Raw genomic sequence first — 25,978 nt, 5'->3', positions numbered from 1 at the left:
GGCTACTTGGAGTGCTTCCTGACCCGGCGGATATGCAGGGCCACGCCGATCAGCAGCGCCAAGGCCACCGGCGCCAGGGCCAGGCTCACCAGGCGTGGCTCGTGGGGCACCATGGCGCTGACGCTCTCCACCCCCAGCTTGTAGAGGCTGAGGATGTAGTAGCCCAGCACGATCATCGAGAGTCCCTCCACGGCGCGCTGGATCGCCAGCTGGCGGCTGGTGCGCTCGTTGAGGCTCTGCAGGATCGCCGAGTTCTGGGCCTCCATTTCCACCTGGGCGCGAGCCTGGAGCAGGTCGCCCAGATGGGCTACCCGCTGCTCCAGGCTGAGTAGGCGCTGGTCGGTGGCGGCGCAGTAGCGCACCGTGGGGCGGAAGCGGCGCAGGATGAAATAGCCCAGGCGCTGGCGGTCGTCGATGCGACTCTCGCGCAGCTCCTCGATGCGCTCCGCCACCAGGCTGGCATAGGCCTCGGTGGCGCTGAAGCGCTGGCGGGCCCGGGAGCAGGTGTGGGCGATGCGTGCCGAGAGGGCGCTGACCTCCTCCAGCAGCGGCCGGGTATCGCCCCGCGGCGCCTGGGCGTTGCGGTGGGTCAGCTCGGCCAGGGCCTGCTCCTGGGCCTGGAGCTCGCCGCTTAGCGACTTGGCCAGGGGCAGCGCCAGGGAGGCCATCATGCGGTAGGTCTCGATCTCCAGCAGGCGGCGCACCATGCGTCCCAGGCGGAAGTCGTTGAGCCGCTCGTTGATCACCAGCAGGCGATTGACGCCGCAGTCGCTGAGGTGGAAGTCGCTCCATACGCTGGCGGCGCCGCCGCCGACCCGGGAGCCCGCGGTGCCGCGGAAGCCGTAGGCAGCAGGGGCGCCCCCCCAGTGCGCCTGAGCCTCCACCCGCACCAGGCTGGCGTTGATGATCGCCTCGCGATGCGGCGAGAGCAGGCGCTCCAGCACCTCCGGCGGGGCGGGCCAGTGGGTCTCGCCGGGGACGGCGGGGCGATAGAGGGTCAGGGTGAAGAATTCGGTATGGCGCTCCCACTTCAGCGTCATGCCGTCGAGCTCGAGGATATGCTGGGCCGCCTGATGATCGGGGGGTACGCCGTGGTCCCGGGCCAGCCGCTCGAGCAGCGCCTGGCCGATGGCGCCATCCTCGTCCAGCAGGGCATAGTGATGCACCAGCGCGGAGCCGGGCAGGTCGATGGAGGGGCGGGAGTGGAGCTCATCGTGCAGGGCACGGCGTTGGGGATGCATGGTGTTATGGTGTCCAGGGTAAGGGGAGCCTTCGAGGCTAGCCAGCGACGGCGACGGGAACAAGGCGCCGCCGGCCCGGATCGGCCCCCCTGGCTGCGGTGGCTTGTCGCAGCCTGCAATGTATACAGCTTTTGTGTACGATTAATGACCCGACTACCGTGACCTGGAGAATCCCATGAGCTTTACCGTCTATCTGTCCGGCGAGATCCACACCGACTGGCGTGAGGAGATCGAGCGGGGCGCCGCCGCCGCGGGCCTGGATATCACCTTCACCTCGGCGGTGACCGACCATGACGCCAGCGATGCCGCCGGCGATCACCTGGGACCGGCCTGCGAGGGCTTCTGGCGCGATCACAAGTCGTCCAAGATCAACGCCATTCGCACCAAGACGCTGATCGAGATGAGCGACCTGGTGGTGGTGCGCTTCGGCGACAAGTACAAGCAGTGGAACGCCGCCTTCGATGCCGGCTACTGCGCCGCCCTGGGCAAGCCCTACGTGACCCTGCACAGCGAAGAGATCGTCCATCCCCTCAAGGAAGTGGATGCCGCCGCCATGGGCTGGTGCACCAGCACCGACCAGGTGGTGGAGATTCTCAAGTACGTGACCCAGTAACTACCCGAGCCCCAGGAAGGGCAGCAGGCTAATCGCCAGGATGACCCCGGCGCCGGCCAGCAACAGCAGCAGTCGTAGCGGCTGGTGGACGAGGCGGCGCCCCAGGGTATCCGCCTCGCCCCGGGCCCGTCGGGCCTCCCGCTCTCGGTGCAGGAGCTCGGCGCGCTCGGCCTGGTAGGCCTCGATCACCCGGCGTGCGGCCGCAAACTGCTCGGAGTTGCGCAGCCAGATGGCCGGCTCGCCCAGCCGCCAGAACCCTTCCTGGGTCTCGTAGGTCTCGAAGCCCTGGGTCGCGAGGCGCTCGCGCACCTCGTCGGCCTCGTCCTCCGGGACGCCCCGCAGCTTGAACAGCAGCACCGCCATGACTTACTCCCGATGCCGCGAGGCCAGCCACTCCGCGTCGCTCGCCGAGTCGTCCTGGGCGGTGTAGGCCGTGGCCAGCGAGACGCCGCCTACGTCGATCTGCCGGGCCAGGCGCAAGGAGGGGGTGCAGGCCAGGAAGTCGGAGCCCTCCACCCAGTCGTCGTCCGGGTAGTGGGCGAACAGGTACTGGCCCTCCTTGAGGCTGTCGATCAGCGGGTAGGCCACCTCCTGGCGCACCGCCGGGCAGCCGAAGCTGCGCCCCAGGCGGCCATTGGCGGCGATGAATTCCTCGCTGACATAGTCGGCGCCATGAATCACGATGGCGCGTTCGTAGGCCAGGTCATTGACCCCCGGCTCCAGTCCCTCCAGGCGCAGCGAGTAACCGTTGCTGCCGTCGTAGCTGTTGAGGGTGCGAAACAGCCCCAGGCTCGACTGGTGGCTCTCCGGCGTATTGGAGAACCAGCGGGCCTGCTCGTCGCCGGTACCGCGGCCGTGGGAGACCAGTTCCTCAAACAGCAGGCGCTCCTCGGCCAGGTCGAAGACCCACAGGCGTGGCTCGTTGGCGGAGCGAGCGAAGTCGATCACCGCCAGGCGCTCGGCCTCGGGCTGGGCGCAGTGCCAGGCCTGGGCGGCGCGCTCCAGCACGCGGGCGTCGGCGCCGGGAGCCAGGCGCTTGAGGGTATCGCTCAGGCGCGCTTCGCCGAAGGCGGGTGAGGGGGTGCTCGAGGCCGCCGCCAGGGCCGGGGCGGCCAGGGCCGCCGAGAGCAGCAGAACGCCGAGTCGTTTCGGCGACAAGGATGGCGCATCGTGCGTCATTGTTATGGGCTCCTGCGTTTCGATCCGGGCCGCCGGGCGATACACTTTACCGATGATTCCCAGCGGACGGGCCTAAGTATGACCATAAAGCGAGCATTCACCAACCGGCGCGATTCCACGGCGCTCCCACTCGGGCGCCTGCCGCGCCGCTGGAGCGTCCTGTTGGCCGCCCTGTGCGTGGCCGGCCTGACGCTGCCGGCGTTGGCGCAGCAGGCCCCGGCTCCCGATGGCGCCGTCATGAGGGATGGCGTCGAGGGCCGGGATGCCGCCCTGGTGCCGCTTGATGAGGCCCTGAACGGTCGGTTGTTATGGCAGGACGAGGCGGCGCTGGGGCGACTCGATCGCGCCCTGGCGTCGCTGGCCGAGGATGGCCTGACGCCGGCCCATTATCGGGCCGACACCTGGCGCCAGGCCTTCGCGGCCCTGCCGGCGGAGGACGCCGCGGCTCGCGAGCGCCTGGCGCAGGAGGCCAGCCGCGCCCTGGTCCAGGCCCTGGATGACCTGGCCCGGGGGCGGGTCGATCCGCGGCGCCTGGACCCCCGCTGGGAGATTCCCCTGGCCGAGGCGAGCCTGCCCTGGCCCGCGATCGCCGCCGCCCTGGCGGCGGGGCGAGTCGACGAGGCCCTGACCCTGGCGCGCCCCGAGCATCCGGCCTATGGCCAGCTGCGCCAGGCCCTGGCGGAGCATCGGCGCCTCGAGGCCCTGGGCGGTTGGGCGCCGTTGCCGCCGCGCTCGGCGGCGCTACGCCCCGGCGAGCGCCATGAGGAGGTGCGCCGACTGCGCGAGCGCCTGGCGGCGGCGGGGGAGCTGGGGGCACTGGTGCCCGAGGCGGGCCTCTATGGCGAGCTAGCCGCCCGTGCCCGCCCCGCCGGCTTCGACTCCCTGCACTACGACGAGCCCCTGGTGGCGGCGGTGCGCCGTTTCCAGCGCCGTCACGGCCTGAATGACGATGGCGTGGTGGGCCCGCGCACCCGGGATGCCCTGAACGTGCCGGTGAGCCGGCGTATCGAGCAGCTGCGCCTCGGCCTGGAGCGGGCCCGCTGGTGGCTGCCGACCCTGGCCGGGCACCATATCCTGGTCAATGTGGCGGGGCAGACCCTGGATTACCGGCGCCCCAACGGCGAGACCTGGCGGACCCGGGTGATCGTCGGCCAGCCGCGACGACCGACGCCGCTGCTGGCGTCGAGGGTGACTCACTTCGACCTGCACCCCAGTTGGACGGTGCCGCCGACCATCTTCCGCGAGGACAAGCTGCCCCAGTTGCGCCAGGACCCCCTGGCCCTGGAAGGACGATTCAGCGTATTGGCGCCGGACGGCACGCCCCTCGATCCCGAGGAGGTGGATTGGCAGAACCCCGGCCCGGTGATGCTGCGCCAGGCCCCGGGGCCCGCCAACCCGCTGGGGCAGATGGTGCTGCGCTTCCCCAATGGTCATGCGGTCTACCTGCACGACACCCCGGGGCGGGGGCTGTTCGGGCGGGATCAACGACTGATCAGCTCCGGCTGCATTCGCGTCGAGGGGGTGCGCCGGCTGGTGGAGCAGTTGCTGGCCGATACCGGTACGCGCGTCGATCTGGCGGCGCGGCTGGCCGGCGGCGAGAGCCAGACCCTGCATCTGGCGCGCTCGGTGCCCCTCTACCTCTACTACTGGACGGCCTACCCCGCGCCGGGCGGCGAGGTGATCTTCCATTCCGATCCCTACGGTAGGGATGCGCGCCTGGCGGCGGCCCTGGCCCGGGGCTGAGGCGAAAATCCTCGGGGCGAGTGAAAAAACTGTTTGACTCGGAAGGTCCGAAAGCGCATCCTGCGTCCAGTTGGTTAGCAAGTCGAATAGCGTCAGTTGTCATCGAAAGTCGTTTCAAGCGTTTCGGTAGCCTGGTGTACTTCTCCTTGTTTTACCCACTCGTCTCGGGTAATTCCCGGTTAAACATCTGCTACTTCGAGGAATTCGATCATGGCAACTGGTACCGTTAAGTGGTTCAATGACACCAAAGGCTTCGGCTTCATCTCTCCGGACGACAACGGCGACGACCTGTTCGCTCACTTCTCCGAGATCCAAGCCGACGGCTTCAAGACCCTGCAAGACGGTCAGAAGGTCTCCTTCGACGTCACCCAGGGCAAGAAAGGCCTCCAGGCTTCCAACATCAAGGTCATCGGCTAAGCGCTGATCGCCTCGATGTGACCGCTACGGCGGTCGAAAAAAGGCCCGCCTCGGCGGGCCTTTTTCGTGGGTGCTATCCGGGCTTTTATCTCCTTATCGAATAGATAAATTTCTAGAAATAACTTTTCGCTATAGGGGGCGGCCGTCACAATGGGCCCTTTGCTGGTTCTACTGGATCGCCCATGTCTCTGGATGCCTGGATCGCGCTGGCCGTTGTCGGCACCGTCTTCCCGCTGATGGCCCTGAGCCGGATCGGCCCCGATATCATTCTCCTCGGTGCGGTCATTCTGCTGCTGACCCTCGGCGTTATCGAACCCGACCAGGCCCTGGCCGGCTTCTCCAGCAGTGCCCTGTTTACCGTGGCCTTCCTCTATATCCTGGTGGCCAGCATCCGCGAGACCGGCGGCATCGACCTGATCATTCGTTACGTGCTGGGTCGGCCGCGCAGCGAGGTGCGAGCCCAGGGGCGGCTGCTGCTGCCGGTGGCGGCGATAAGCGGCTTCCTCAACAACACCCCGGTGGTGGCCACCTATATCCCCGCGGTGATCAGTTGGAGCCGGCGCCTCAACATTCCCGCCAATCGCCTGCTGATGCCGCTCAGCTTCGCCTCCATCCTCGGCGGCACCATCTCGCTGATGGGCACCAGCACCAACCTGGTGGTCAATGGCTTGCTGGCCGATCGTTACCCGGAGCTAGCCCTGCGGCTCTTCGATATCGCCTGGCTGGGCGTGCCGGTGGCCATCGTCGGCCTGGCCTATCTGCTGTTGGTGGGACGCCACCTCTTGCCGGCGCGTCGTGGCGCCGCCGAGGCCTTCGAGAACCCTCGCGAGTTCACCATCGAGATGGCGGTGGACCCCACCGGGCCCCTGGTCGACAAGACGGTGGAAGAGGCGGGGCTGCGCCATCTCCAGGAGCTGTTCCTGGTGGAGATCGAGCGCGAGGGCAACGTGGTCAGCGTGGTGGGCCCCGGCGAGAAGCTCAAGGGCAATGATCGGTTGATCTTCGCCGGCACCTCTGCCGGTGCGGTGGAGCTGCAGCAGATCCGCGGCCTGATGCCCTCCCATCAGGGCCAGTCGAGCCTGCAGAAGGACTTCAAGGAGCGCCGTCTGGTGGAGGCGGTGGTCTCCAATCAGTGCCAGTTCATCGGTCAGCGCATCCGCGACGGCCACTTCCGCACCCTCTATGGCGCCGCCGTGCTGGCGGTATGCCGCAACGGCGAGCGGGTCGCCGGCAACCTGGGGCAGATTCGCCTGCAGCCCGCCGATGTGTTGCTGCTCGAGGCGCGTCCGCCCTTTATCGAGCGCCATCGCCAGTCCCGGGACTTCCTCTTGATCAGCCAGGTCAATGGCGCGGCCCGGCCCATCCACGAGAAGGCCTGGCTGGCCTGGAGCATCCTCGCCGGGGTGGTGGTCCTGGCCGCCAGCGGCGTGATGAGCATGCTCAATGCGGCCATGCTGGGGGCGGCCCTATCGGTGCTCAGCGGCTGCTGCTCGATCGGCGCCGCCCGCCGTGGCCTGGACACCCAGGTGCTGTTGACCATCGCCGCCTCCTTTGGCCTGGGGGCCGCCCTGGAGACGACCGGGGCCGCGGCCTTCCTGGCCCAGGCGGGGCTGGGCCTGGCGGCCGGCAATCCCTGGCTGCTGCTGGTGGGGGCCTACCTGCTGGTGGCGCTGTTGACCGAGCTGGTCACCAACAACGCCGCCGCGGTGATCACCTTTCCCATCGTCATGGCCAGCGCCGAGAGCCTGGGGGTCAACCCGATTCCCTTCGTGGTGGTGGTGATGTTCGCCGCCTCGGCCAGCTTCCTGACCCCTATCGGCTATCAGACCAACCTGATGGTCCACGGCCCCGGCGGTTACCGCTTCGGCGACTTCCTGCGCGTCGGCGGCCTGCTCAACCTGCTGACCGCCCTGGTGGTACTGACCCTGACGCCGCTGATCTGGCCGTTTTAATTTCCGCGGGGCTATTGCGATCAGCGTTCTTCCTGCGCTGAGGCTCGGCGCTACCCTGGGGGCAGGTCGTCGCGGGGCGCTGTGAGGACCATGGTCAGCCAGCGGCGCTTGGGGTAGGGTAGCGGCCAGTGATTTCGACCCTGCGAGAGCCCGACCATGAGCCACCCCGGCGAACTGATTATCGAACCCCGCGACGGCCGTCCCGCCGACAGCTGCGTGATCATCCTCCACGGCCTGGGCGCCGATGGCCATGACTTCGAGCCGCTGGTGCCGGCGCTGCAGCTGCCGGCGGAGCGGGCGGTGCGCTTTATCCTGCCCCATGCCCCGCGGCTGCCGGTGACCATCAACGGCGGCATGGTGATGCCGGCCTGGTACGACATCCTCGAGATGAGCCTGGATCGCCGCGTCGACGAGGCCCAGTTGCTGGCCTCCGCGGCCCGGGTGCAGGCGCTGATCGACGATCAGATCGCCGCCGGCATCGACAGCCGTCGTATCGTCCTCGCCGGCTTCTCACAGGGCGGTGCCGTGGCCTATCAGGCGGCGCTCAGCTACCCCAAGCCCCTGGGCGGGCTGCTGGCGCTGTCCACCTACTTCGCCACCGCCGATAGCCTGACCCCCAGCGAGGCCAATCGCGACCTGGCCATCGAGGTGCATCACGGCACCCAGGACCCGGTGGTGCCGGAGGCCCTGGGCCGCGCCGGCGCCGAGCGTCTGAAGGCCATGGGCTATGCGGTCACTTATCGCACCTATCCCATGCCGCACTCGCTGTGCCCCCAGCAGGTGGCGGATATCGGCCCCTGGCTGGGAGAGCGACTCGCCGCCGCCTGAGCCACAGGGGCCGTGCGCCGAAGGTGGGCTCGACGCGGCCCCCTGGCTAGGGCAAATTAAGGGAAAATTTCTTGTTCTCTGTGCAGGATGACACCATGGCTTCTTCCCTGACTCACGACATGCCCGACGCCCGGGGGTTCTTCGGCGACTTCGGTGGCCAACTGGTACCGCCCCATCTCAAGCAGGTGATGGACGAGATCGATGCCGCCTACGAGGAGATCCGCGTCCGCGAGGACTTCCAGCAGGAGCTGGCCGGCCTCTTCGCCGATTATGTGGGCCGGCCCAGCCCGATCTTCCATGCCCGGCGCCTCTCCGAGACACTGGGCGGCGCCCAGATCCACCTCAAGCGCGAGGACCTCAATCACACCGGCGCCCACAAGATCAATCACTGCCTGGGCGAGGCGCTGCTCGCCAAGTTCATGGGCAAGACCAAGGTGATCGCCGAGACCGGCGCCGGTCAGCATGGCGTGGCCCTGGCCACCGCCTGCGCCCTGGTGGGCATCCCCTGCGAGATCCACATGGGCCAGGTGGATATCGAGAAGGAACACCCCAACGTCACCAAGATGAAGATCCTCGGCTGCAAGCTGGTGGCGGTGACCCGCGGCACGGCGACCCTCAAGGATGCCGTAGACAGCGCCTTCGAGGAGTACCTCAAGGACCCCCAGAACTATATCTATGCCATCGGCTCGGTGGTCGGGCCGCACCCCTTCCCCAAGATGGTCCGCGACTTCCAGTCGATCATCGGCCGCGAGGCCCGCGAGCAGTTCCTCGCGCGTCATGGCAAGCTGCCCGACCATGTCACCGCCTGCGTCGGCGGTGGCTCCAATGCCATCGGCATGTTCACCGCCTTCCTCGAGGACGAGGCGGTGCACCTGGTGGGGGTGGAGCCCGCCGGCGAGGGCCTCGATACCCCGCGCCACTCCGCCACCCTGACGCTGGGCAAGCCCGGCGAGATCCACGGCATGCGCTGCTATGTGCTGGAGGACGAGGCGGGTAACCCGCTGCCGGTGCACTCCATTGCCTCGGGCCTCGACTACCCGGGGGTGGGCCCCCAGCACAGCTACCTCAAGCAGGTGGGCCGAGTCGACTACCAGAGCGCCAGCGACGCGGAGTGCCTGGAGGCCTTCCTGACGCTGTCGCGGGTGGAGGGGATCATCCCCGCCCTGGAGAGCGCCCATGCGGTGGCCTGGGCGATGCGCGTGGCGCCGACCTTGCCCAAGGACCAGCATATCCTGATTAACCTCTCCGGCCGCGGTGACAAGGATGCCGACTATGTGGCCGAGAAGCTGGGATTGTAGGAGCCCTCATGGATAGTCTCGACCCCGACCTGGGCCCCGGCGCCGAGGCTCGCTTGATCAGCCCCGCGGCGGCGCGCAATGCCGCGCCGATCCTCGCGGTGCTGCGCGATGTCCTGCCGAGCCAGGGGCGGGTCCTGGAGCTGGCCAGCGGCAGCGGCGAGCATGCCCTGCACTTCGCCCGTGCCTTGCCCGGCCTGGAGTGGCAGCCCTCGGACCCGAGCCCCCGGGCGCGGGCCTCCATCGCCGCCTGGCGTGATGCCGAGGGGCCCGACAACCTGCTGGCGCCGATCGCCCTGGATGTGACCCACCGCCCCTGGCCGGTGGCCGACTTCGCGGCCCTGGTGTGCATCAACCTGCTGCATATCTCCCCCTGGGCCGCCGGCCAGGCGCTGTTCGCCGAGGCCGGCGCCCGGCTGCCGGCGGGCGGGGTGTGCTTCGTCTATGGCCCCTTCCAGCGGGACGGCGCCCATACCGCGCCCAGCAACGCCGCCTTCGATGCCGACCTGCGTCGCCGCGATCCCGCCTGGGGCATTCGCGACCTGGCGGCGGTCGAGGCCGAGGCGCGGCGACAAGGCCTGGTGCTGAGCCGGGTCGTCGAGATGCCCGCCAATAACCTGAGCCTGGTGTTCCAACGCTCCTGAGTCGCGCCTTGCGTTGGTAGCGTCCCTTGAAGTTCTGGCACTTACCTCAAAGACTGGTAGGGAAGCCACGAGGAGGACGCTAGATGAGTGATCTTTCGGAGGATTTTCGCCTACCCGTCGCCTGCCCCCAGTGTGGAAGCCACCGCGTGCGTGTCTCCAAGGTCAAGAATCCCGACGATGCGGTCTTCTGTGCCTCCTGCAAGACGCGGCTGTGCCTCTACCATGAGGCCATGGACCTGCTGCGCCGGGGCCCCGGTGACGAGACCGAGGCGCTGCTCGAACGGGCCATGAATCGGCAGCGACCTTGAGCCCCGCCACCTGGCCCAGCGAGGGACTCGCCGGGCTCTTGATCCTGTTGACCACCCTGCTGGTGGCCGGCGTGGCCTGGCATGCCCGGGGTCACCTGCGCGAGCATGGGGTGCCCGCCGGCCGCAGCCACTGGCTGTGGCCCTTGCTGGCGGCGGTATGGGGGTTCCTGACCCTGATCTGGCTGGTCTCCGACCTGCTCACCCTCTACCTGGCCCTGGAGGGGCTGGGGTTTTGCGCGGTGGCCCTGATGTGGCTGCCCGGTACCCGGGAGGCGCGTCGGGCGGGCCTCTATTATCTGCTGGCCAGCCTTAGTGGGTCGGCGCTTATCCTGACCTCGGCGCTATTGCTCTATAGCCACTATGGCCATCTCGACTTCGCCCTGCTGGCCCAGGCCTCCGCCGAGGATCCCCGATGGCGTTGGCTGGCCCTGGCCGGGTTGAGCACCGGCCTGCTGGTCAAGGCCGGGGCCTTTCCACTGCATACCTGGCTGCCTCCGGCCCATGCCGCGGCCTGGGCCCCGGTCAGCGCCCTGCACGCGGCGTTGATCATCAAGGCCAGCCTCTTCCTGTTGATCAAGCTGTGGTGGCAACTCGGTCCCGCGGCGGCCCCCAGTATGCAGCTGCTGGGCTGGCTGGGGGCCGCCGCGGTGCTCTGGGGCGGCCTGCTGGCCTGGCGCCAGGCCACGCTCAAGAAGGTGGTGGCCTACTCCACCGTCTCCCAGATGGGCTATCTGCTGCTGCTCTTCCCGCTGATGGCTAGCGCCGAGGAGGGCGCCCGTCAGTTGGCCTGGCAGGCCACCTGGCTGCTCTTTATTACCCATGCCCTGGCCAAGGCGGCGATGTTCATGGCCGCCGGCAACCTGGTGCTGGCCATGGATTGCGATGACCTGAAGGGGTTGGCCGGGGTGGGGCAGCAGCTGCCCCTGTCGCTGCTAGTCTTCGGGGTGGCGGGGGTGAGCATCATGGGCCTGCCCCCCAGCGGCGCCTTCACCGCCAAGTGGTTGCTGCTGGAGTCGGCCCTGGCCGCCGGCCAGTGGCCATGGCTGCTACTGCTGGGGCTGGGCAGCCTGCTGAGTGCGGCCTACCTGTTCCGAGTCTTCGCCTACTGCTTTACCGCCCGCGCCGAGGCACCGCCCTGCCGCCGGGTACCGAGCCATCTGGATATCGTGCCCCTGGGATTGGCCCTGGCGGCGCTCTTCCTGGGATTGATCGCCGGCTGGCCCGTCGCCTGGGTCCAGGGCGGGGGGCTGCCATGAGCGGTGCCCTGATCCTGCTGCTGACCCTGGCCACCTCGCTGCTGGCGGCCCCCGTGATCTTCCTGTTGCCGGAGCGGGCCCATCGCACGCGGACCGCGATCAACCTAGGGGCGGCGCTGCTCAAGCTGGCGCTGGTGGCCTGGATGGTCTGGGGCCTGGCCCAGGGGGCGGCCTATCGTTTTCATCTGCCGGTGATGGAGGGCTTCAGCGTTCACCTGGTGGCGGATCCCCTAGGCATCCTGTTCGCCGGCCTCTCCTCCCTGCTGTGGCTCTTGACCACCCTCTACGCGGTGGCCTATCTGGAGGCGTCGCCCAACCGGCGCCGCTTCTTCGGCTTCTTCAGCCTCTGCGTGGCCAGTACCCTGGGCATCGCCCTGGCCGCCAACCTCTTCACCTTCCTGATCTTCTACGAGCTGCTGACCCTGGCCACCTACCCGCTGGTGGTGCACCGCGGTACTCCGGCGGCGCTGGCCGCCGGACGCATTTACCTGCGCTACACGGTCAGTGCCGGCTTCGTGCTGCTGCTGGGGGTGGTCTGGTTGCAGGCCCTGGCCGGGGAGCTGACCTTCGGCGAGCTGCGCCTGAGCGAGCTGGACGAGGCGTATCATCCGACCCTGCAGGGCATCTTCCTGCTGCTGATGCTGGGCCTCGGCGTCAAGGCGGCCCTGGTGCCCCTGCATGGCTGGCTGCCCCAGGCGATGGTGGCGCCGGCACCGGTCAGCGCCCTGCTGCATGCGGTGGCGGTGGTCAAGGCGGGGGCCTTCGGCATCGTGCGCCTGGTCTATGACGTCTATGGCATCGCCTTCAGCGCCACCCTGGGGCTGCTCGGCTGGCTGACCGCCGCCGCCTCGCTGACCATCCTCTACGGTTCCCTGCGCGCCCTGGCCCAGAGCGACCTCAAGCGCCGCCTGGCCTTCTCCACGGTGAGCCAGGTCGCCTATATCGTCCTGGGGGTGAGCCTCTTCGGCCCCCTGGGTACCCTCGCCGGCCTGGCGCACCTGCTCCATCAGGGGCTGATGAAGGTGACGCTGTTCTTCTGCGCCGGCAACTATGCCGAGGAGCTGGGGATCCACCGTGTCGACGAGCTGGACGGGGCGGGGCGGCGCATGCCCCTGACCAGCCTCGCCTTTACCCTGGGGGCTCTGGGCATGATCGGCCTGCCGCCCCTGGCGGGTTTTATCAGCAAGTGGTACCTGGGGATGGGGGCGGTGGCCGCCGGCTCGCCCTGGGTGATCGCCGTGCTGGTGGCCAGCAGCCTGCTCAATGCCGCCTACTTCCTGCCGCCGAGCTATCGGCTGTGGTTCAAGGCCGCCGCGGATCCCGCCTGGCCCCAGGCGCGCTGCCTGGGACGTTTCGAGACCCATGCCTGGCTCTGGGGCCCGGCCTTGGCCACGGGGCTGTTCAGCCTGCTGGCGGGGCTGCTGGCGGGGCTGCCCTACAGTCCCCTGGACTGGGCGGGCCGGGTAGTCGGCGGGGAGTACTTCCCATGAGCGTCTCGGCCCTGTTGCCCTGGAGCCTGGCCTTGGCGGTGGCCTGGCCGCTGGCGCTGGCGAGCCTGCCGGGGCTGTTCGAGCGGCGCCTGGCGACCCTGGCCTGGCTGAGCGGGCCCCTGCCGGCGCTGGTCCTGGCGCTGTGGGCGCCGTCCCTGGAGCTGACGCTCGAGGCCTGGCTGCTGGGCGGGCATTGGCTGCTCGATGAGACGCGCCGGCCGCTGCTGGCCATGAGTGCCCTGCTATGGGCCCTGGCCGGGGGCTATGCCTGGGGCTATCTCGCCCCCGAGGATCCCCATCGACGCCGCTTCGCTCGGCTCTGGAGCCTGAGCCTGGCCGGCAACCTGCTGCTGCTGGTGGCCGAGGATATCCCCAGCTTCTATCTCGGCTTCGCCCTGATGACCTTCGCCGCCTTCGGCCTGGTGCTGCATCACGGCGACGAGGGGGCCCGTCGCGGGGCCTGGGCCTATCTGCTGCTGGCCCTGGTGGGGGAGGGGCTGATCCTCGCCGGACTCTTGTGGGCGGCGGGGGAGAGCGGGGCCCTGACCCTGACGGCCCTGCGCCAGGGACTCGCCGGGTCGGGAAGTCACGCCATGGTGGTGCTGCTGTGGTTGGGGTTCGGCGTCAAGGCGGGGGTGCTGGGCCTGCACCTGTGGCTGCCCCTGGCGCATCCGGTGGCGCCGACCCCGGCCAGCGCCGTGCTCAGCGGGGTGATGGTCAAGGCCGGGGTGTGGGGCTGGTGGCAGACCCTGCCCCTGGGGCTGGTGGCCCTGCCATTGCCGGGGAGCCTGATGATCGCCCTGGGGCTGCTGGGGGCCTTCCTGGCGGTCCTCTACGGGCTCTTCATGCGTGAGGCCAAGGCGGTGCTGGCCTACTCCACGGTGAGCCAGCTGGGCATGCTGGCGGCGCTGACCGGGGCGGCCCTGCACAGCCCCGAGCTGTGGCCCGCCCTGCTGCCGGCGCTGCTGCTCTTCGCCGCCCATCATGGCCTCAACAAGGGCGCGCTCTTCCTCGGCGTGGGCATCGCCCGGCACCCGCCGCGGCTGCCCTTCTGGCTGGTGGGAGCGGGCCTGGCCCTGCCGGCCTGGGCCCTGGCCGGCGCCCTGGCCAGCGGCCTGCCCAGCAAGTGGATGATCAAGGCGGGGCTCCATGATGGCGGCTGGTCGGGACTGGCCCTGGCGCTGAGCTGGGCGGCAGTGGGCACGACGCTGCTGATGGCGCGCACCCTCTGGTGCCTCTACCGGGAGTGGCAGCAGGCGGTGGAGGCGGAGGTCGCGCCGGCCTCCCGGGGCATGCTGGTCGGCTGGCTGGGGAGCCTGGCGGCGGCCACCCTGCTGCCGGCCTGGCTGGTGCTGCCCGAGGCGATCCAGTTGCCGCCCAGGGGCGAGCTCTGGGGGCTGCTGTGGCCGGTGATGCTGGGGGGGACCCTGGCGCTGGTGGCCATCCAGCAGTTGCTGGGGCGGCACCCCGCCGTGGAGGCGGCGATGGCGAGCTGGCGGCCGGGGGATCTCTGGTGGCTGGCCCAGGGCTCCCTGCGGCGGCGAAGGGACGAGTTGAATCGGGGCGTGGCGTCGTTGCGCCGGCACAACGCGCGCTGGCGCGAGGCGCGACAGCATTGGGGCGAGCGCCTGATGCGGGGGCTGGATGGCCTGGAAGGCGTGGAAACGCTGCTGCGCTGGCTGCTGTTGCCGCTGGTCCTGGGGATGGGGGTCCTACTGATCTGGGGCCTGCCGGTGACGCTACCGTTGGGGTAGTGGCATCGGCGGGGGCGCCGATGCCAACTCTCGGATGCGCTCGCCTAGCGTCGGATGCGCTCGCGCAGGCTCGCTGATCCGGCCTACGGCGACCTACTCTTCCTCGTCGTAGAGCCAGTCATCCTCGATGGCGCGACGCAGGCGACGCTCTTCCAGCAGGCTCTCCACCCGGCGACGGGCGCGCAGGGTATCGGCACGGCTGCTGCGTGGGCTGCGTCCGAAGTTGTCGTCATTGACGGCGTCGAGGAAATCTTGCTCGTCGGCGAGGCTGTCGTCGACTCGGTACTCTTGGCTCATGCGATGCCCTCCCATGACCCGGTGGCCATAGCGCCCGGGGTCGCCCCGGGCGGGTCCAACGCCATGCTGGCGCCTGACTCGCCTTATAGCGTCAGTCGCTCGGCAGGGCAAGAGGGAAGGGATAACTTTAGGTGTGGCTTATTTTTCGAGCCGCGCCTTGAGTCGCTCCAGCTCCTGCTGGGCCTCGACCCGCTCGGAAACGTCCTTCTGCACGCCGATATAGTAGGTGAGCTGATCATCCTCGTCGTAGACGGGGGTGATCGACAGCTCGTTCCAGAACAGGGTGCCGTCCTTGCGGTAGTTGCGCAGCACCTCGCGGCAGGGACGACCGTCGGCCAGCGCCTGACGGATCTTGTCGAGGGCGGGTTGATCCCGATCGTCGTTCTGCAGGAAGCGACAATCCTGGTAGAGGATCTCCTCGGCGCTATAGCCGGTGAGGCGCTCGAAGCCCTGATTGACGTAGATCAGGATGTTCTCGTCACCTTCCTGCTCGGCCACCACGATGCCATCCTCCGAGGCATCGACGATGCGTTCCAGCAGTTCCGGGCTGATCATGTGCGGTCGTTTCATCCGGGGGGTTTCCTTATGGGGACCCATGAATCACCGGGTCGGCCGGTGTCTGCGTATCATGGCCAGGCGAATCGCGCTTTGCAACGCTCGCCGGCCACTATGGGGGCTATCGTTATTCTACTTCCGGTAGCCGTCGAGCGCTGGCGGCGGCGCCCAGGGCGGTCAGTGCCAGTACCAGCAGCAGGGCCTGGGTGCCCAGCCACTGGGCCAGGCCCCCGATGATAGAGCCTACCGCCAGCATCAGCACCCCGGTCAGGGTGTTGGAGAGGGCCACATAGAGGGCGCGCTTGTCGCTGCCGGCCATGTCGATGAGGTAGGTCTTGCGCCCCAGGCGGACTCCGGCATGCACCACCACCAGGGCGCCATAGATCAGCGCATAGGGCCAGACGCTGGTCGCCAGGGCCCCGGGGAGTCGCGGCACCAGGGCGGCGGCCAGGCAGCAGAGCAGGGTGCCCAGGGCCGCCTCGCCCATCACCCGGCGGCTGGAGCGGTCGGCGCGCTGGCCCCAGAGGGGGCTGGCGACCATGCCGGCGAGCCCCGAGATCACCACCAGGATACCCAGGCCACCCAACCCGGCACCGCTCTGGCGCTGGCCCAGCAGGGCGATATAGGGCAGCGCCAGGGCACTGGCCAGCAGCAGGGCGCGGCACAGGTTGAAGTGCAGGAAGGCGCGATCTTCGCGTAGCAGATACAGGCCCTGCCGGATGCTCTCCCAGGCGTTCTGTCCCCCCTCCACGGCGCCGGGGGCCTCCTCGATACGCGCCGCGCACAGTGCATTGAGGCCCCAGCCCAGGCCCGCCACTACCAGCAGGCCGGCCAGGGCCAGCTCGCCGGGGCGCTCGTCGAAGAGCATCAGGATGGCCCCGGCCAACAGGGTGGCGCCGCCGGCCAGGCTGCCGCTCCAGCCCATCAGGGTGCCGCGGCGCCGCTTGTCGATGGTCTTGCCCAGCACGTCCTTGGTGGCCACCGAGGAGAGGCCCCGGGCCAGCGACAGCACCACCAGGGTCGCCAGTACCAGGGCGCCGCCCCAGCCGCCGCTTCCCAGCAGCGCCAGTAGCGCCAGGACCAGCGCGGCCCCGGCCTGAAGCAGGCCACCGGCTACCCAGACCCACTTGCGGCGTGGCTTGAGGCGAATAAAGCCCGCCACGAAGAGCTGTGGCAGCAGGGCGCCGGCCTCGCGAAGGGGGACCAGCAGGCCCACCATCCATAGCGGCGCGCCGATCACCCCGAGTAGCCAGGGCAGCACCAGGCGGGCGCTGGAGAGTTCGTCGGCCAGCTTGTTGCCGAGCGCCGCCCAGAGGTGGCGGGGACCGTTGCGGGGCTGGACGGTGCAGGCCTCGTCGGGGATGTCCCGGCACATCCGGCTGTCGTCGTCGCCGGTGAGCCACTCATAGAGGCGCGATTGGCTGATCTCTGCCATGGGAATCTCCGTTCGGCGTGCCATGGGCTCGCCCCCGAGGGGGCTGCTATGATGCCCGCTCGCGACACGGGAGGGCATGGAATGGCACGAATTAGAATTCACTATTGTACGCAATGTCAGTGGCTGTTGCGCAGTGCCTGGCTGGCCCAGGAGCTGCTCTCCACCTTCGGCGAGGCCCTGGAGGAGGTTGCCCTGGTGCCCTCCCATGGCGGCTACTTCGAGATCTTCTGCGACGATGCCTCGCTCTGGGAGCGCAAGCGGGATGGCGGCTTCCCCGACAGCAAGGAGCTCAAGCGGCGGGTGCGCGATCGCCTCGATCCCGACCGCGACCTGGGCCATATCGATCGCTGATCCATTGCCGATACCCCCACAGGGAAGGAGACCCGCATGACACAGGATCGTCAGGCCATGCTCTATGGCCTCGGGGCGGTGGCCCTCTGGTCCACGGTGGCCACCGCCTTCAAGGTGGCGCTCGGCGAGATGTCGCCACTCGAGCTGATCTGGCTGGCAGTGGGGGTCTCCTGGCTGGTGCTGGGGGCCCTGATGCTACGCCAGGGGCTGCTGCGCCGGGCCCTGGGTCGTGGCTGGCGTACCGCCGCCTGGGCCGGGCTGATGAACCCGGTGGCCTACTACCTGGTGCTGTTCGCCGCCTACGACCGCCTGCCCGGCCAGGAGGCCATGGCCCTCAACTACACCTGGGCGCTGACCATGGCCTTCCTGGCGGTGCCGATCCTCGGCCAGCGACTGACCCGCACCGACCTGCTGGCGGGGTTGATCGCCTATGCCGGGGTCTGGGTGATCGCCACCCGAGGCGCCATCCTGCGGGTCGATTTCGCCGATGCCTGGGGGGTGGGGCTGGCGCTGGCCTCGACCCTGTTGTGGGCCCTCTACTGGCTGCTCAACGCCCGTGACGCTCGGCCCGCCCTGGTGGCCCAGTGGCAGAACTTCAGCGTGGCGCTGCCGGTGCTGACGCTGATCCTCTGGCGGGGGCCCGGCTTCACGGGCTTCAGTCAGGTGGGCCTGGCCGCCGGCGTCTATGTGGGGCTCTTCGAGATGGGCATCGCCTTCGTGCTCTGGCAGCTGGCGGTACGTAAGGTATCGCGCACCGCCAAGGTATCGCTGCTGATCTTTCTCTCGCCGCCGGTCTCCCTGTTGCTGCTCTATTTCATCGTCGGCGAGCCGATCCTGCCCTCCACCCTGGCGGGACTGGCGCTGATCCTCGCCGGCCTGGGGCTACAGCAGTGGCAGAAGGCACCCTGAATTAAAGTCGTCGGCGAGACCGCCGATAGAGTGTTATGTAAATCAAGGTAATGGGTTGTGAGAAGGTGCATTTGGGGCGGTGCGCGGGCGATGCCATGGGAGGCCCCATGAGGTAAGCCTGATATTCGCTTATGCGCGAAGTAAACGAAAATATCAGCGGTAAAGGGTTTTCTAATAATATACGCTTTGTTACATTTTGTTTCGCTTATTTCGGCTCCATGTCTTTCCTGTGTAGTGAGAGGCGAGTAGAAGGGCTAAAAAGCATATCCTAATAACCAACATGGACGTGTCACTGCTCCGCGCGGTGAAACGTCGAGACGACAGGGAGAACCCTCGATGATGCTGCCTTCCGGCCTGCGCCTTACTTTCGCTATGCCCCTAGCCCCCCTGGCCCGTGCCACCGCCTTGGCCTCCGGTTGCCTGGTGCTGGGCGGACTCTCCACCGCGGCCTGGGCCCAGGCCAGCAGCGAACAGTTGCGCGAGGTGGCCCAGCAGGCCCTGACCAGCAACCCCCAGGTGCAGTCGGCCTATCATGGCTTCCTAGGCGCCGAGCACCAGGTGGACGTGGCTCGTGGTGGTTACCTGCCGAGTATCGATGTCACCGCGGGCATCGGCCAGGAGAGCCGCGAGGGCGACGGCCGGGGTAGCTTCGATTCGGACTTCGCCGAGATCTCCCTGACCCAGATGATCTATGACGGCTTCGCCACCCGCAGCGAGGTGGAGCGGCTCGACCGGGCCAAGCTGGTGCGTTACTACGAACTGCTCGGTGCCAGCGAAGAGGTCACCCTGGAGGTGACCCGGACCTATCAGGACGTGCGCCGCTACCGGGAGCTGGTGGAGCTGGCCCGGGACAACTACGCCAAGCACCTGGAGGTCTTCGAACAGATCGAACAGCGGGTGCTGGCCGGTGCCGGGCGTCGCGTCGACCTGGAACAGATCAGCGGCCGACTGGCCCTGGCCGAGTCCAACCTGATCACCGAGGCATCCAACCTGCACGACGTCAGCGCCCGCTATCAGCGCCTGGTGGGGGCCCTGCCCGCCGACGCCCTGGCGCCGGCTCCCTCCTTCGAGGCCGAGCTGCCGGCCTCCGTCACCGAGGCGGTGCAACTGGCCTATGAAGGCAACCCCGGCTTCCACGCGGCCATCGAGAATATCGCCGCGGCCCGCGCCGAGCGCGACGGCACCCGCTCGGCCTTCCAGCCGCGCCTCGACTTCCGCGCTACCGCCGGCACCAACAACCTCGACGATGTGGCCGGGCGTCGCGACAGCCAGACCGTGGAGCTGGTGGCCAGCATGAACCTCTATCGGGGCGGCAGCGACCTGGCCAGCTTCCGCCGCGCCAGCGACCTGGTGGAGCAGGCGAGCAGCCAGCGCGACCTGGAGTGCACCAATGTGCGCCAGACCACCCAGATCGCTTACAACGACACCCGCCGCCTGCGCGAGCAGCTGAATCACCTCAATCAGCATCGCCAGTCCATCGACCGGGTGCGCGGCGCCTACCAGCAGCAGTTCGATATCGGTCAGCGTACCCTGCTCGACGTGCTGGACAGCGAGAACGAGTACTTCGAGGCCAGCCGTGCCTACGTCAATGCGCAGTATGACGTGGCCATCGCCGATGCCCGCACCCTGGCCGCCATGGGCCGCCTGATGCCGACCCTGGGGCTGATGAGCGAGCAGATCCCGACCCTGGCCGAGCTCTCCAGCGAGGGCGTTAGCCTCGACCCGCAGAGCCTCTGCCCGGTGCAGGCACCGACCGCTCAGACCCTGGACGATCTGATCGGCGATATCTCGGTCTCCGTGGAGCCCTATGCCCCGGACTTCACGCTCAATGCCGACGCCCTGTTCGCGGTTAATAGCGCCGAACTCAGTGCCGCCGCTCAGGGGGAGCTGACGCGTCTGGCCGCCGAGCTTCGCGAGCGCCGCGATATCCGCCGTATCCGCATCGACGGCCATACCGACAGCACCGGCAACGATGCCATCAACCAGCCGCTGTCTCAGGCGCGCGCCGAGAGTGTCGCCGACTTGCTGGTTTCCCGGGGCGTCTCCGCCCAGCTGATCGAGAGTCGCGGCCATGGTGCCAGCCGTCCCGTAGCCAGCAACGATACCGTCCAGGGGCGTAGCCAGAACCGTCGCGTCGAGATTACCCTCGTCGAGTGATGAAGCGTTGCCCTGGCCCCATCCGATGGCAGTGGTGGGGCCGGGGTGGCTACCCCAGTCAGCGTTAGGGAAGCTGCAAAGTGACCACGGATGCGAAGGAAGCGGTGGCGGCGCCCCGGGCGCCCGCCCAGGACGATCTGCTGGGTTGCCTGCAGATCATCGCCAAGGCTCACGATCACGACACCAGCGAGACGGCGCTGGTAGCCGGCCTGCCCCTGGAGGAAGGCAAGCTGACGCCGGGGGTGCTGCCCCGGGCCGCCACTCGGGCGGGGCTGTCGGCGCGCCATGCGCGAGCCTCGCTGGCGCAGGTCAATACCGACCTGCTGCCGGCGATCCTGCTGCTGGAGCCCGGCCGCGCCTGCGTGCTGGTGGGGCTGGATGTCGCGGCGGGGGAGGCCGAGGTGCTCTACCCGGAGCTGGGTGACGCCAGCGTGCGCCTTGAGCTTGCGGCGCTGGAGTCCCGCTACGGCGGTCAACTGATCTATGTGCGCCCCAAGTTCCGCTTCGATGGGCGCGGCAGCCGGGTCAAGCGCGACCCCAAGGGGCATTGGTTCTGGAGTGTGATCGCCGAGAACCGTCGCCTCTATCGGGACGTGATCCTCGGTTCGGTGATGATCAACCTCTTCGCCGTGGCCATGCCGCTGTTCGTGATGAACGTCTACGACCGGGTGGTGCCCAACCAGGCCACCGAGACCCTGTGGGTGCTTTCCGTGGGCATCTTCCTGGTGCTCTGCCTCGATTTGCTGCTCAAGCTGCTGCGTGCGGCCTTCGTCGACCTGGCCGCCAGTCGCGCCGACGTCAAGCTCTCGGCGAGTCTGATGCAGCGCGTGCTGGGCATGCGCCTGGAGGGGCGGCCGGCCTCCACCGGCTCCTTCGCCTCGACCCTGCAATCCTTCGAATCGGTGCGCGGCTTTATCGGCTCGGCCACGGTGGTGGGGCTGGTCGATCTGCCCTTCGTACTGCTGTTCGTGGCGATCATCGCGATGATTGGGGTGCCGCTGATCATTCCTATCGTGGCAGGGATCGTCTTCGTGTTGCTCTATGCCCTGGCGGCCCAGAGCAAACTGCACGAGCTATCCGAGACCACCTGGCGGGTCAGCGCCCAGCGCAATGCCTCCCTGGTGGAGTCCCTGGGCAGCCTGGAGACGGTCAAGACGCTGCGCGCCGAGAGTCGCCTGCAGGCCATCTGGGAGAAGGCCACCGCCTACCTGTCGCGGACCTCGGCACAGCTCAGGCTGATCAGCACCTCGGTCTCCAGCGTGGCGCTCTGGGCCCAGCACACCGTGGCGGTGGCGGTGATCATTATCGGCGTCTATCTGATCATCGCCGGCGACCTCTCCCAGGGCGGGCTGATCGCCGCCTACCTGCTCTCGTCTCGGGCCATGGCGCCGGTCAGCCAGGCCGCGGCCCTGCTGGCGCAGTATCACCAGTCCTCCACGGCGCTGGCGTCGCTGGACGAGGTGATGAAGACGCCGGTGGAGCGTCCCGAGGAGAAGGCCTTCGTCTCGCGCCCGGTGGTGCAGGGGGCCCTGGAGGCGAAGCGAGTCAGCCTGCGCTACCCGGACGAGGAGCGCGAGGCGCTGCGCGACTTGTCGCTGTCGATTCAACCGGGCGAGAAGGTCGCCCTGCTGGGGCGGGTCGGTTCCGGCAAGTCGACCCTCAACAAGCTGTTGCTGGGGCTCTACCAGCCCACCGCCGGCGCGCTCTCATTGGATGGGGTCGATATTCGCCAGTTCGACCCCCTCGAGCTGCGTCGGCATATCGGCTACGTGCCCCAGGACGTGGATCTGTTCTTCGGCTCCCTGCGCGAGAATATCGTCGCCGGTGGCGGCAGCGAGGGAGTGGATGACGAGGCGCTGCTTAAGGCCTGCGAGATCAGCGGCCTGGCACCGCTGGTCAACAGCCATCCCCAGGGCGTCGACCTGCCGGTGGGCGAGCACGGGCAGCGTCTCTCCGGTGGCCAGCGCCAGGCGGTGGCCATCGCCCGGGCGGTGGTCAACGATCCCCAGATACTGCTGCTGGATGAGCCCACCAGCGCCATGGATCATGCCAGCGAGGAGGCCTTCAAGAAGCGCCTCGCCGAGTACGCCGAGGCCAAGACCCTGGTGGTGGTGACCCACCGTACCTCGCTGCTGGCGCTGGTGGAGCGTATCGTGGTGATCGATGCCGGCAAGGTGGTGGCCGACGGGCCCAAGGACAAGGTCATGGCCGCCCTGCGTAGCGGCCAGATCGGGAGGGCCGGCGCATGAGCGAGTCTCGGAATCCGTCCGCCGAGCAGAAAGGCTTCGAGGCCATCGGTCGCGTGTCGCAACGCGCCGGCCGGCCGATGCGCCCGCTGATCGATCGCCTCTTCGCCCGGGGCGTCTCCTCGTTGCACCTCAACCGCGACTGGGCCAGCGATGCCGACTGGGCGCGTCTGCAGCAGGAGCCGATGCGTGCCCGGGGGCTCCTCTATGCGGTCTTCCTGTCGCTGATCCTGCTCGGTACCTGGGCGTACTTCGCCCAGCTCGATGAGGTGGCCCGGGGGGCCGGCCGGGTGATTCCCTCCTCGCAGTTGCAGAAGGTGCAGTCCTTCGACGGCGGCGTGGTGCAGGAGATCCTGGTGCGTGAGGGGCAGCAGGTCGAGGAGGGGCAGCTGCTGATGCGCATCGACCCCACCCGCTTCGTCGCCAATTTCCGCGAGAACCGCGCCCAGGCCCAGGCCCTGCAGGCGCGGATCGCCCGCCTCGAGGCCCTGGTCAACGATGAACCCTTCCGGCCCGCGACGGCGCTGGTGGAAGAAGCCCCGGAGCTCGTCGCCCAGGAGCGGGAACTCTATGCGAGTCGTCGCGCCGAGTTGGAAGAGGCCCAGGATATCGCCCGGGAGCGCCTCGAGCAGCGCCGGGAAGAGCTTAACGAGGCCCAGTCGCGAATGCAGACGGCGGGGCGCGAGCTCTCCATGGCCAGCCGCGAGCTGAACCTGACGCGGCCGCTGCTGGAGGCCGGCGCCGTCTCCGAGGTGGAGGTGCTGCGCCTCGAGCGGGAGGTCTCGCGGGTCAGCGGCGAGCGCAACCAGGCCAGGTCCCAGGTGGCACGACTGGAGGCCGCGGTGGAGGAGGCCGAGGCCCAGCTGCGTGAGGTGGTGCTGGAGAAGCGCGGCGAGTGGCGGGATCGACTGGCCTCCGCCAGTGGTGAACTCTCGGCCCTGAACGAGTCGAGTACTGGGTTGCAGGACCGGGTGCGCCTGGCGGAGATCCGCTCCCCGGTGAACGGCACCGTGCAGCGGCTGCATATCAATACCCTGGGGGGCGTGGCGCAGCCCGGCCAGGACGTGGTGGAGATCGTCCCCGAGGACGAGCTGCTGCTGGTGGAGGCGCGGATCGCCCCGCAGGATATCGCCTTCCTGAGCCCCGGGCAGCCGGCCACCATCAAGCTGACGGCCTATGACTATGCCATCTATGGTGGCCTCGAGGCGGAACTCGAGCATATCAGTGCCGATACCATCACCGACGATAACGACAACACCTTCTACCTAGTACGGGTGCGCGCCCTGGAGGAGAGCTTGGCCGGCTTCAGCCGCCGCGACCTGGCAATCATTCCCGGGATGACCGCCCAGGTGGATGTGATCACCGGCAAGCGCAGCGTACTGGAATACCTGCTCAAGCCGATCTTGCGTGGCGCTGGCAACGCCCTATCCGAAAGGTAAGCACATGGAAAAGACGCTTTTCGTGGTTCGTGGGGAAGAGACGCTACCGCGCTGGCAGGCCGCCTTCCCGGAAGGCGAGCATGGCACGGTGGAACAAGCCCGCTCGAGCATCGGCTCCGGTGACCTGGTTTGGGTTTCCGAGCGGGTCGATGAGTGGCCGACCCTGGTGCGGCAGTGGAGCCAACGGGGAGCGGCGGTCGTGGTGCTCTCCTATCGGCCCAGTCAGGCCCAGGGGCTCGAGGCTCTGGAGGCCGGTGCCCGGGGCTACGTGCATGCCCTGGCCAATGTCGAGGTGCTGCGTCAGGCGGCGACCGTGGTCACCCACCAGGGGCTCTGGGTGGGGCCCGAGCTGCTCTCCCGGGTGGTCGGCTCCAGCTTCCGCGCCATGGGAGGCGCGCCCCGGGCGAGTCGGGAGTGGCTCGAGCGCTTGACCGAGCGGGAGCGCGCGGTGGCCCTGGCGGTCGCCGATGGACAGAGCAACAAGGAGGTGGCGAGGCGGCTGGCGATCAGCGACCGCACCGTCAAGTCCCACCTCAGCGCCATCTTCCGCAAGCTCGAGGTGCGCGATCGCATGCAGCTGGTGCTGCGACTCTCCCAGTCGGAGACCGTCGACTCCTGACGGCCTCCTTCCATCGTACCGACGGCCATCTAGGCCATCGGTACGATAGGTTTCCCCCTTTGCTTTGCATAGCATCCTTTATCAGTAATAAAAGGATCGTTTCGTCTCGTCAGGAACGGTCAGGGCTTACGCAAAGGGAAACTCATTATGGCAATGCCTACCATTTTATCGATCACCGGCCAGGCCTGGGCGCGGGACGCCGACGGCAACCTGCGGGAGCTGAGCGTCGGCGACACCCTGCGTGATGGCGAGGTGCTGGTCACCTCCGATAACGGCAGCGTGCGACTCGACTTTCAGGACGGCCTGGCGCCCCTGGATATCGATGGTGGTCAGGAAATTGCCATGACCCCCGAGGTGGATGCCGAGACCGTGCCGGACACGGAAGCTAGCAGCGTTCAGGACGCCGATCTGGACGCCCTGCTCGCCGCCCTGGACGAAGGCGAAGGCGACCTGCTCGAACTGCTGGATGCCACCGCCGCGGGTGCCGGTGGCGGCGGCGGCGCCAATGGCGGGCACGACTTCGTGCGCCTGGCGCGGGTGGCCGAAGACACGCCGGAAGCCGAACTGGCCTTCGATACGACCCTGGCCGATGACGAGGTCGTAGAACTCACCACGCCCGAGGCCGCGGCGTTGGAGGAAGAAGCTCCGGGGCCGGAACCGGAGCCCGAGCCGGAACCCGAGCCCGAGCCCGAGCCCGAGCCCGAGCCCGAGCCCGAGCCGGAACCGGAGCCCGAGCCGGAACCCGAGCCCGAGCCCGAGCCGGAACCCGAGCCCGAGCCCGAGCCCGAGCCCGAGCCCGAGCCCGAGCCCGAGCCGGAACCGGAGCCCGAGCCCGAGCCGGAACCCGAGCCCGAGCCCGAGCCGGAACCCGAGATTCCGCCTGCGCCGGTTCTTAGTTTCTCCGACTCTGCGCCATCGAATATTGATAGTGATGGCGGTCTGTTCGGTGAGTTGGCCTCAGATGCTGTAACCAATATTCCAACCATCACTGTGAGTGGCTTGGAAGATGGCGCAAGCTGGGAGTACTCCATCGATGGTGGGGCTACCTGGCAAGCTGGCTCCGGCAGCACTTTCGAGCTTGCGGAAGGTGTATACAGTGATGGGCAAGTAATCGCCCGCCAAAGTGTCGGTGGACAGACCAGCGACAATGGCAATCTCGGGTCGCTTGAAGTCGATATGACCTCACCGGTGCCGGAAATTTCTATTGTCGATATCGTTGGGCAAGATGCCGCCGCTGAGCAGGAAGACGC

Annotated in this window: 24 protein-coding genes; 18 read left to right on the top strand and 6 right to left on the bottom strand. The window is 68.3% G+C overall.

The annotated features are described in order from the left end of the window. Window positions 1-2: 2 nt before the first annotated feature. Window positions 3-1,241 carry a DUF3422 domain-containing protein gene (locus tag HPA02_RS07885; RefSeq protein WP_146802589.1) on the bottom strand — a complete coding sequence of 413 codons (1,239 nt, stop codon included), beginning with the start codon at window positions 1,239-1,241 and terminating at the stop codon, window positions 3-5. Between the two features lie 175 nt (window positions 1,242-1,416). Between HPA02_RS07885 and HPA02_RS07880 the strand changes: the two genes are divergently transcribed. Then, window positions 1,417-1,854: a YtoQ family protein gene (locus HPA02_RS07880; protein ID WP_146802586.1), complete on the top strand. Its 438-nt coding sequence runs from the start codon at window positions 1,417-1,419 to the stop codon at window positions 1,852-1,854. Here HPA02_RS07880 and HPA02_RS07875 read toward each other — a convergent pair whose 3' ends face one another. Both HPA02_RS07875 and HPA02_RS07870 read right to left on the bottom strand, forming a co-directional pair. Beyond that, window positions 1,855-2,217: a DUF6164 family protein gene (locus HPA02_RS07875; RefSeq protein ID WP_146802584.1), complete on the bottom strand. Its 363-nt coding sequence runs from the start codon at window positions 2,215-2,217 to the stop codon at window positions 1,855-1,857. A 3-nt stretch (window positions 2,218-2,220) separates the two neighbouring features. Further along, window positions 2,221-3,033 (bottom strand): murein L,D-transpeptidase catalytic domain family protein, encoded by an 813-nt coding sequence (locus HPA02_RS07870; protein ID WP_146802583.1) that lies wholly within the window; start codon window positions 3,031-3,033, stop codon window positions 2,221-2,223. A 78-nt stretch (window positions 3,034-3,111) separates the two neighbouring features. On the opposite strand from HPA02_RS07870, the gene HPA02_RS07865 reads away from it, so the two are divergent. The 10 genes from HPA02_RS07865 (at window position 3,112) to HPA02_RS07820 (ending at window position 14,720) form a co-directional block, all read left to right on the top strand. Then, complete coding sequence (locus HPA02_RS07865) at window positions 3,112-4,776, top strand: L,D-transpeptidase family protein (RefSeq protein WP_146802581.1); 1,665 nt, start codon at window positions 3,112-3,114, stop codon at window positions 4,774-4,776. A gap of 210 nt (window positions 4,777-4,986) precedes the next feature. After that, window positions 4,987-5,193, top strand: a complete 207-nt coding sequence (locus tag HPA02_RS07860; protein WP_010629501.1) for a cold-shock protein — start codon at window positions 4,987-4,989, stop codon at window positions 5,191-5,193. A 182-nt stretch (window positions 5,194-5,375) separates the two neighbouring features. Next, the gene (locus HPA02_RS07855) at window positions 5,376-7,145 is read left to right on the top strand and encodes an SLC13 family permease (protein ID WP_146802580.1); all 1,770 of its coding nucleotides are present in this window, start codon (window positions 5,376-5,378) and stop codon (window positions 7,143-7,145) included. Window positions 7,146-7,301: 156 nt separating this feature from the next. Further along, a complete protein-coding gene (locus tag HPA02_RS07850) occupies window positions 7,302-7,973 on the top strand; it encodes an alpha/beta hydrolase (protein WP_146802578.1) in 672 nt (223 codons plus the stop codon). A 95-nt stretch (window positions 7,974-8,068) separates the two neighbouring features. Further along, window positions 8,069-9,271, top strand: a complete 1,203-nt coding sequence (trpB, locus tag HPA02_RS07845; protein WP_146802576.1) for a tryptophan synthase subunit beta — start codon at window positions 8,069-8,071, stop codon at window positions 9,269-9,271. Window positions 9,272-9,279: 8 nt separating this feature from the next. Next, entirely contained in the window at window positions 9,280-9,912 is a 633-nt protein-coding gene (locus HPA02_RS07840) for a DUF938 domain-containing protein (RefSeq protein ID WP_146802575.1), read from the top strand. An 83-nt stretch (window positions 9,913-9,995) separates the two neighbouring features. Next, window positions 9,996-10,220: a hypothetical protein gene (locus HPA02_RS07835; RefSeq protein WP_146802573.1), complete on the top strand. Its 225-nt coding sequence runs from the start codon at window positions 9,996-9,998 to the stop codon at window positions 10,218-10,220. Beyond that, a complete protein-coding gene (locus HPA02_RS07830; protein WP_146802571.1) occupies window positions 10,217-11,476 on the top strand; it encodes a complex I subunit 5 family protein in 1,260 nt (419 codons plus the stop codon). Before HPA02_RS07835 ends, HPA02_RS07830 begins: the two co-directional genes overlap by 4 nt. Continuing rightward, window positions 11,473-12,966 carry a complex I subunit 5 family protein gene (locus HPA02_RS07825; RefSeq protein ID WP_146802570.1) on the top strand — a complete coding sequence of 498 codons (1,494 nt, stop codon included), beginning with the start codon at window positions 11,473-11,475 and terminating at the stop codon, window positions 12,964-12,966. The genes HPA02_RS07830 and HPA02_RS07825 overlap by 4 nt, the downstream gene beginning before the upstream one ends. Further along, window positions 12,963-14,720, top strand: coding sequence for a complex I subunit 5 family protein (locus tag HPA02_RS07820; protein ID WP_146802568.1), 1,758 nt, complete (start codon window positions 12,963-12,965; stop codon window positions 14,718-14,720). The genes HPA02_RS07825 and HPA02_RS07820 overlap by 4 nt, the downstream gene beginning before the upstream one ends. 93 nt (window positions 14,721-14,813) lie before the next feature. On the opposite strand, the gene HPA02_RS07815 is transcribed toward HPA02_RS07820, so the two are convergent. From HPA02_RS07815 to HPA02_RS07805, 3 genes are all read right to left on the bottom strand, one after another. Beyond that, a complete protein-coding gene (locus HPA02_RS07815; RefSeq protein WP_146802566.1) occupies window positions 14,814-15,017 on the bottom strand; it encodes a PA3496 family putative envelope integrity protein in 204 nt (67 codons plus the stop codon). A 138-nt stretch (window positions 15,018-15,155) separates the two neighbouring features. Then, a complete protein-coding gene (locus HPA02_RS07810; RefSeq protein ID WP_146802564.1) occupies window positions 15,156-15,587 on the bottom strand; it encodes a PAS domain S-box protein in 432 nt (143 codons plus the stop codon). Window positions 15,588-15,699: 112 nt separating this feature from the next. Then, entirely contained in the window at window positions 15,700-17,007 is a 1,308-nt protein-coding gene (locus HPA02_RS07805) for an MFS transporter (RefSeq protein ID WP_146802562.1), read from the bottom strand. 81 nt (window positions 17,008-17,088) lie between these two features. Here HPA02_RS07805 and HPA02_RS07800 point away from each other — a divergent pair, with 81 nt between their 5' ends. The 7 genes from HPA02_RS07800 to HPA02_RS07770 form a co-directional block, all read left to right on the top strand. After that, the gene (locus HPA02_RS07800) at window positions 17,089-17,358 is read left to right on the top strand and encodes an Rdx family protein (protein WP_146802560.1); all 270 of its coding nucleotides are present in this window, start codon (window positions 17,089-17,091) and stop codon (window positions 17,356-17,358) included. 36 nt (window positions 17,359-17,394) lie between these two features. Next, window positions 17,395-18,267 carry a DMT family transporter gene (locus HPA02_RS07795; RefSeq protein WP_146802558.1) on the top strand — a complete coding sequence of 291 codons (873 nt, stop codon included), beginning with the start codon at window positions 17,395-17,397 and terminating at the stop codon, window positions 18,265-18,267. Window positions 18,268-18,603: 336 nt separating this feature from the next. Next, on the top strand, window positions 18,604-20,424 hold the full coding sequence (locus HPA02_RS07790) for a TolC family outer membrane protein (protein WP_146802556.1): 1,821 nt from the start codon (window positions 18,604-18,606) through the stop codon (window positions 20,422-20,424). Window positions 20,425-20,504: 80 nt separating this feature from the next. Next, a complete protein-coding gene (locus HPA02_RS07785; RefSeq protein ID WP_244945884.1) occupies window positions 20,505-22,673 on the top strand; it encodes a type I secretion system permease/ATPase in 2,169 nt (722 codons plus the stop codon). Continuing rightward, entirely contained in the window at window positions 22,670-24,109 is a 1,440-nt protein-coding gene (locus tag HPA02_RS07780; protein ID WP_146802554.1) for an HlyD family type I secretion periplasmic adaptor subunit, read from the top strand. The genes HPA02_RS07785 and HPA02_RS07780 overlap by 4 nt, the downstream gene beginning before the upstream one ends. Window positions 24,110-24,113: 4 nt before the next feature. Then, window positions 24,114-24,728, top strand: a complete 615-nt coding sequence (locus HPA02_RS07775; RefSeq protein ID WP_146802552.1) for a response regulator transcription factor — start codon at window positions 24,114-24,116, stop codon at window positions 24,726-24,728. A gap of 147 nt (window positions 24,729-24,875) precedes the next feature. Beyond that, window positions 24,876-25,978: retention module-containing protein (locus HPA02_RS07770; protein WP_146802550.1), on the top strand; the 1,103-nt coding region annotated here is incomplete at its 3' end.

The sequence above is a fragment of the Bisbaumannia pacifica genome (assembly GCF_007989625.1).
Lineage (GTDB): Bacteria > Pseudomonadota > Gammaproteobacteria > Pseudomonadales > Halomonadaceae > Bisbaumannia > Bisbaumannia pacifica.
Note: the sequence above shows the minus strand (reverse complement) of the source record. Positions and strands in the feature narration are given on the sequence as shown.

Coding starts and splice junctions, on each gene's coding strand:
- HPA02_RS07885 (WP_146802589.1), bottom strand. CDS start 1,241: ATGCATCCCCAACGCCGTGCCCTGCACGATGAGCTCCACTCCCGCCCC.
- HPA02_RS07880 (WP_146802586.1), top strand. CDS start 1,417: ATGAGCTTTACCGTCTATCTGTCCGGCGAGATCCACACCGACTGGCGT.
- HPA02_RS07875 (WP_146802584.1), bottom strand. CDS start 2,217: ATGGCGGTGCTGCTGTTCAAGCTGCGGGGCGTCCCGGAGGACGAGGCC.
- HPA02_RS07870 (WP_146802583.1), bottom strand. CDS start 3,033: ATGACGCACGATGCGCCATCCTTGTCGCCGAAACGACTCGGCGTTCTG.
- HPA02_RS07865 (WP_146802581.1), top strand. CDS start 3,112: ATGACCATAAAGCGAGCATTCACCAACCGGCGCGATTCCACGGCGCTC.
- HPA02_RS07860 (WP_010629501.1), top strand. CDS start 4,987: ATGGCAACTGGTACCGTTAAGTGGTTCAATGACACCAAAGGCTTCGGC.
- HPA02_RS07855 (WP_146802580.1), top strand. CDS start 5,376: ATGTCTCTGGATGCCTGGATCGCGCTGGCCGTTGTCGGCACCGTCTTC.
- HPA02_RS07850 (WP_146802578.1), top strand. CDS start 7,302: ATGAGCCACCCCGGCGAACTGATTATCGAACCCCGCGACGGCCGTCCC.
- trpB (WP_146802576.1), top strand. CDS start 8,069: ATGGCTTCTTCCCTGACTCACGACATGCCCGACGCCCGGGGGTTCTTC.
- HPA02_RS07840 (WP_146802575.1), top strand. CDS start 9,280: ATGGATAGTCTCGACCCCGACCTGGGCCCCGGCGCCGAGGCTCGCTTG.
- HPA02_RS07835 (WP_146802573.1), top strand. CDS start 9,996: ATGAGTGATCTTTCGGAGGATTTTCGCCTACCCGTCGCCTGCCCCCAG.
- HPA02_RS07825 (WP_146802570.1), top strand. CDS start 11,473: ATGAGCGGTGCCCTGATCCTGCTGCTGACCCTGGCCACCTCGCTGCTG.
- HPA02_RS07820 (WP_146802568.1), top strand. CDS start 12,963: ATGAGCGTCTCGGCCCTGTTGCCCTGGAGCCTGGCCTTGGCGGTGGCC.
- HPA02_RS07815 (WP_146802566.1), bottom strand. CDS start 15,017: ATGAGCCAAGAGTACCGAGTCGACGACAGCCTCGCCGACGAGCAAGAT.
- HPA02_RS07810 (WP_146802564.1), bottom strand. CDS start 15,587: ATGAAACGACCGCACATGATCAGCCCGGAACTGCTGGAACGCATCGTC.
- HPA02_RS07805 (WP_146802562.1), bottom strand. CDS start 17,007: ATGGCAGAGATCAGCCAATCGCGCCTCTATGAGTGGCTCACCGGCGAC.
- HPA02_RS07800 (WP_146802560.1), top strand. CDS start 17,089: ATGGCACGAATTAGAATTCACTATTGTACGCAATGTCAGTGGCTGTTG.
- HPA02_RS07795 (WP_146802558.1), top strand. CDS start 17,395: ATGACACAGGATCGTCAGGCCATGCTCTATGGCCTCGGGGCGGTGGCC.
- HPA02_RS07790 (WP_146802556.1), top strand. CDS start 18,604: ATGATGCTGCCTTCCGGCCTGCGCCTTACTTTCGCTATGCCCCTAGCC.
- HPA02_RS07780 (WP_146802554.1), top strand. CDS start 22,670: ATGAGCGAGTCTCGGAATCCGTCCGCCGAGCAGAAAGGCTTCGAGGCC.
- HPA02_RS07775 (WP_146802552.1), top strand. CDS start 24,114: ATGGAAAAGACGCTTTTCGTGGTTCGTGGGGAAGAGACGCTACCGCGC.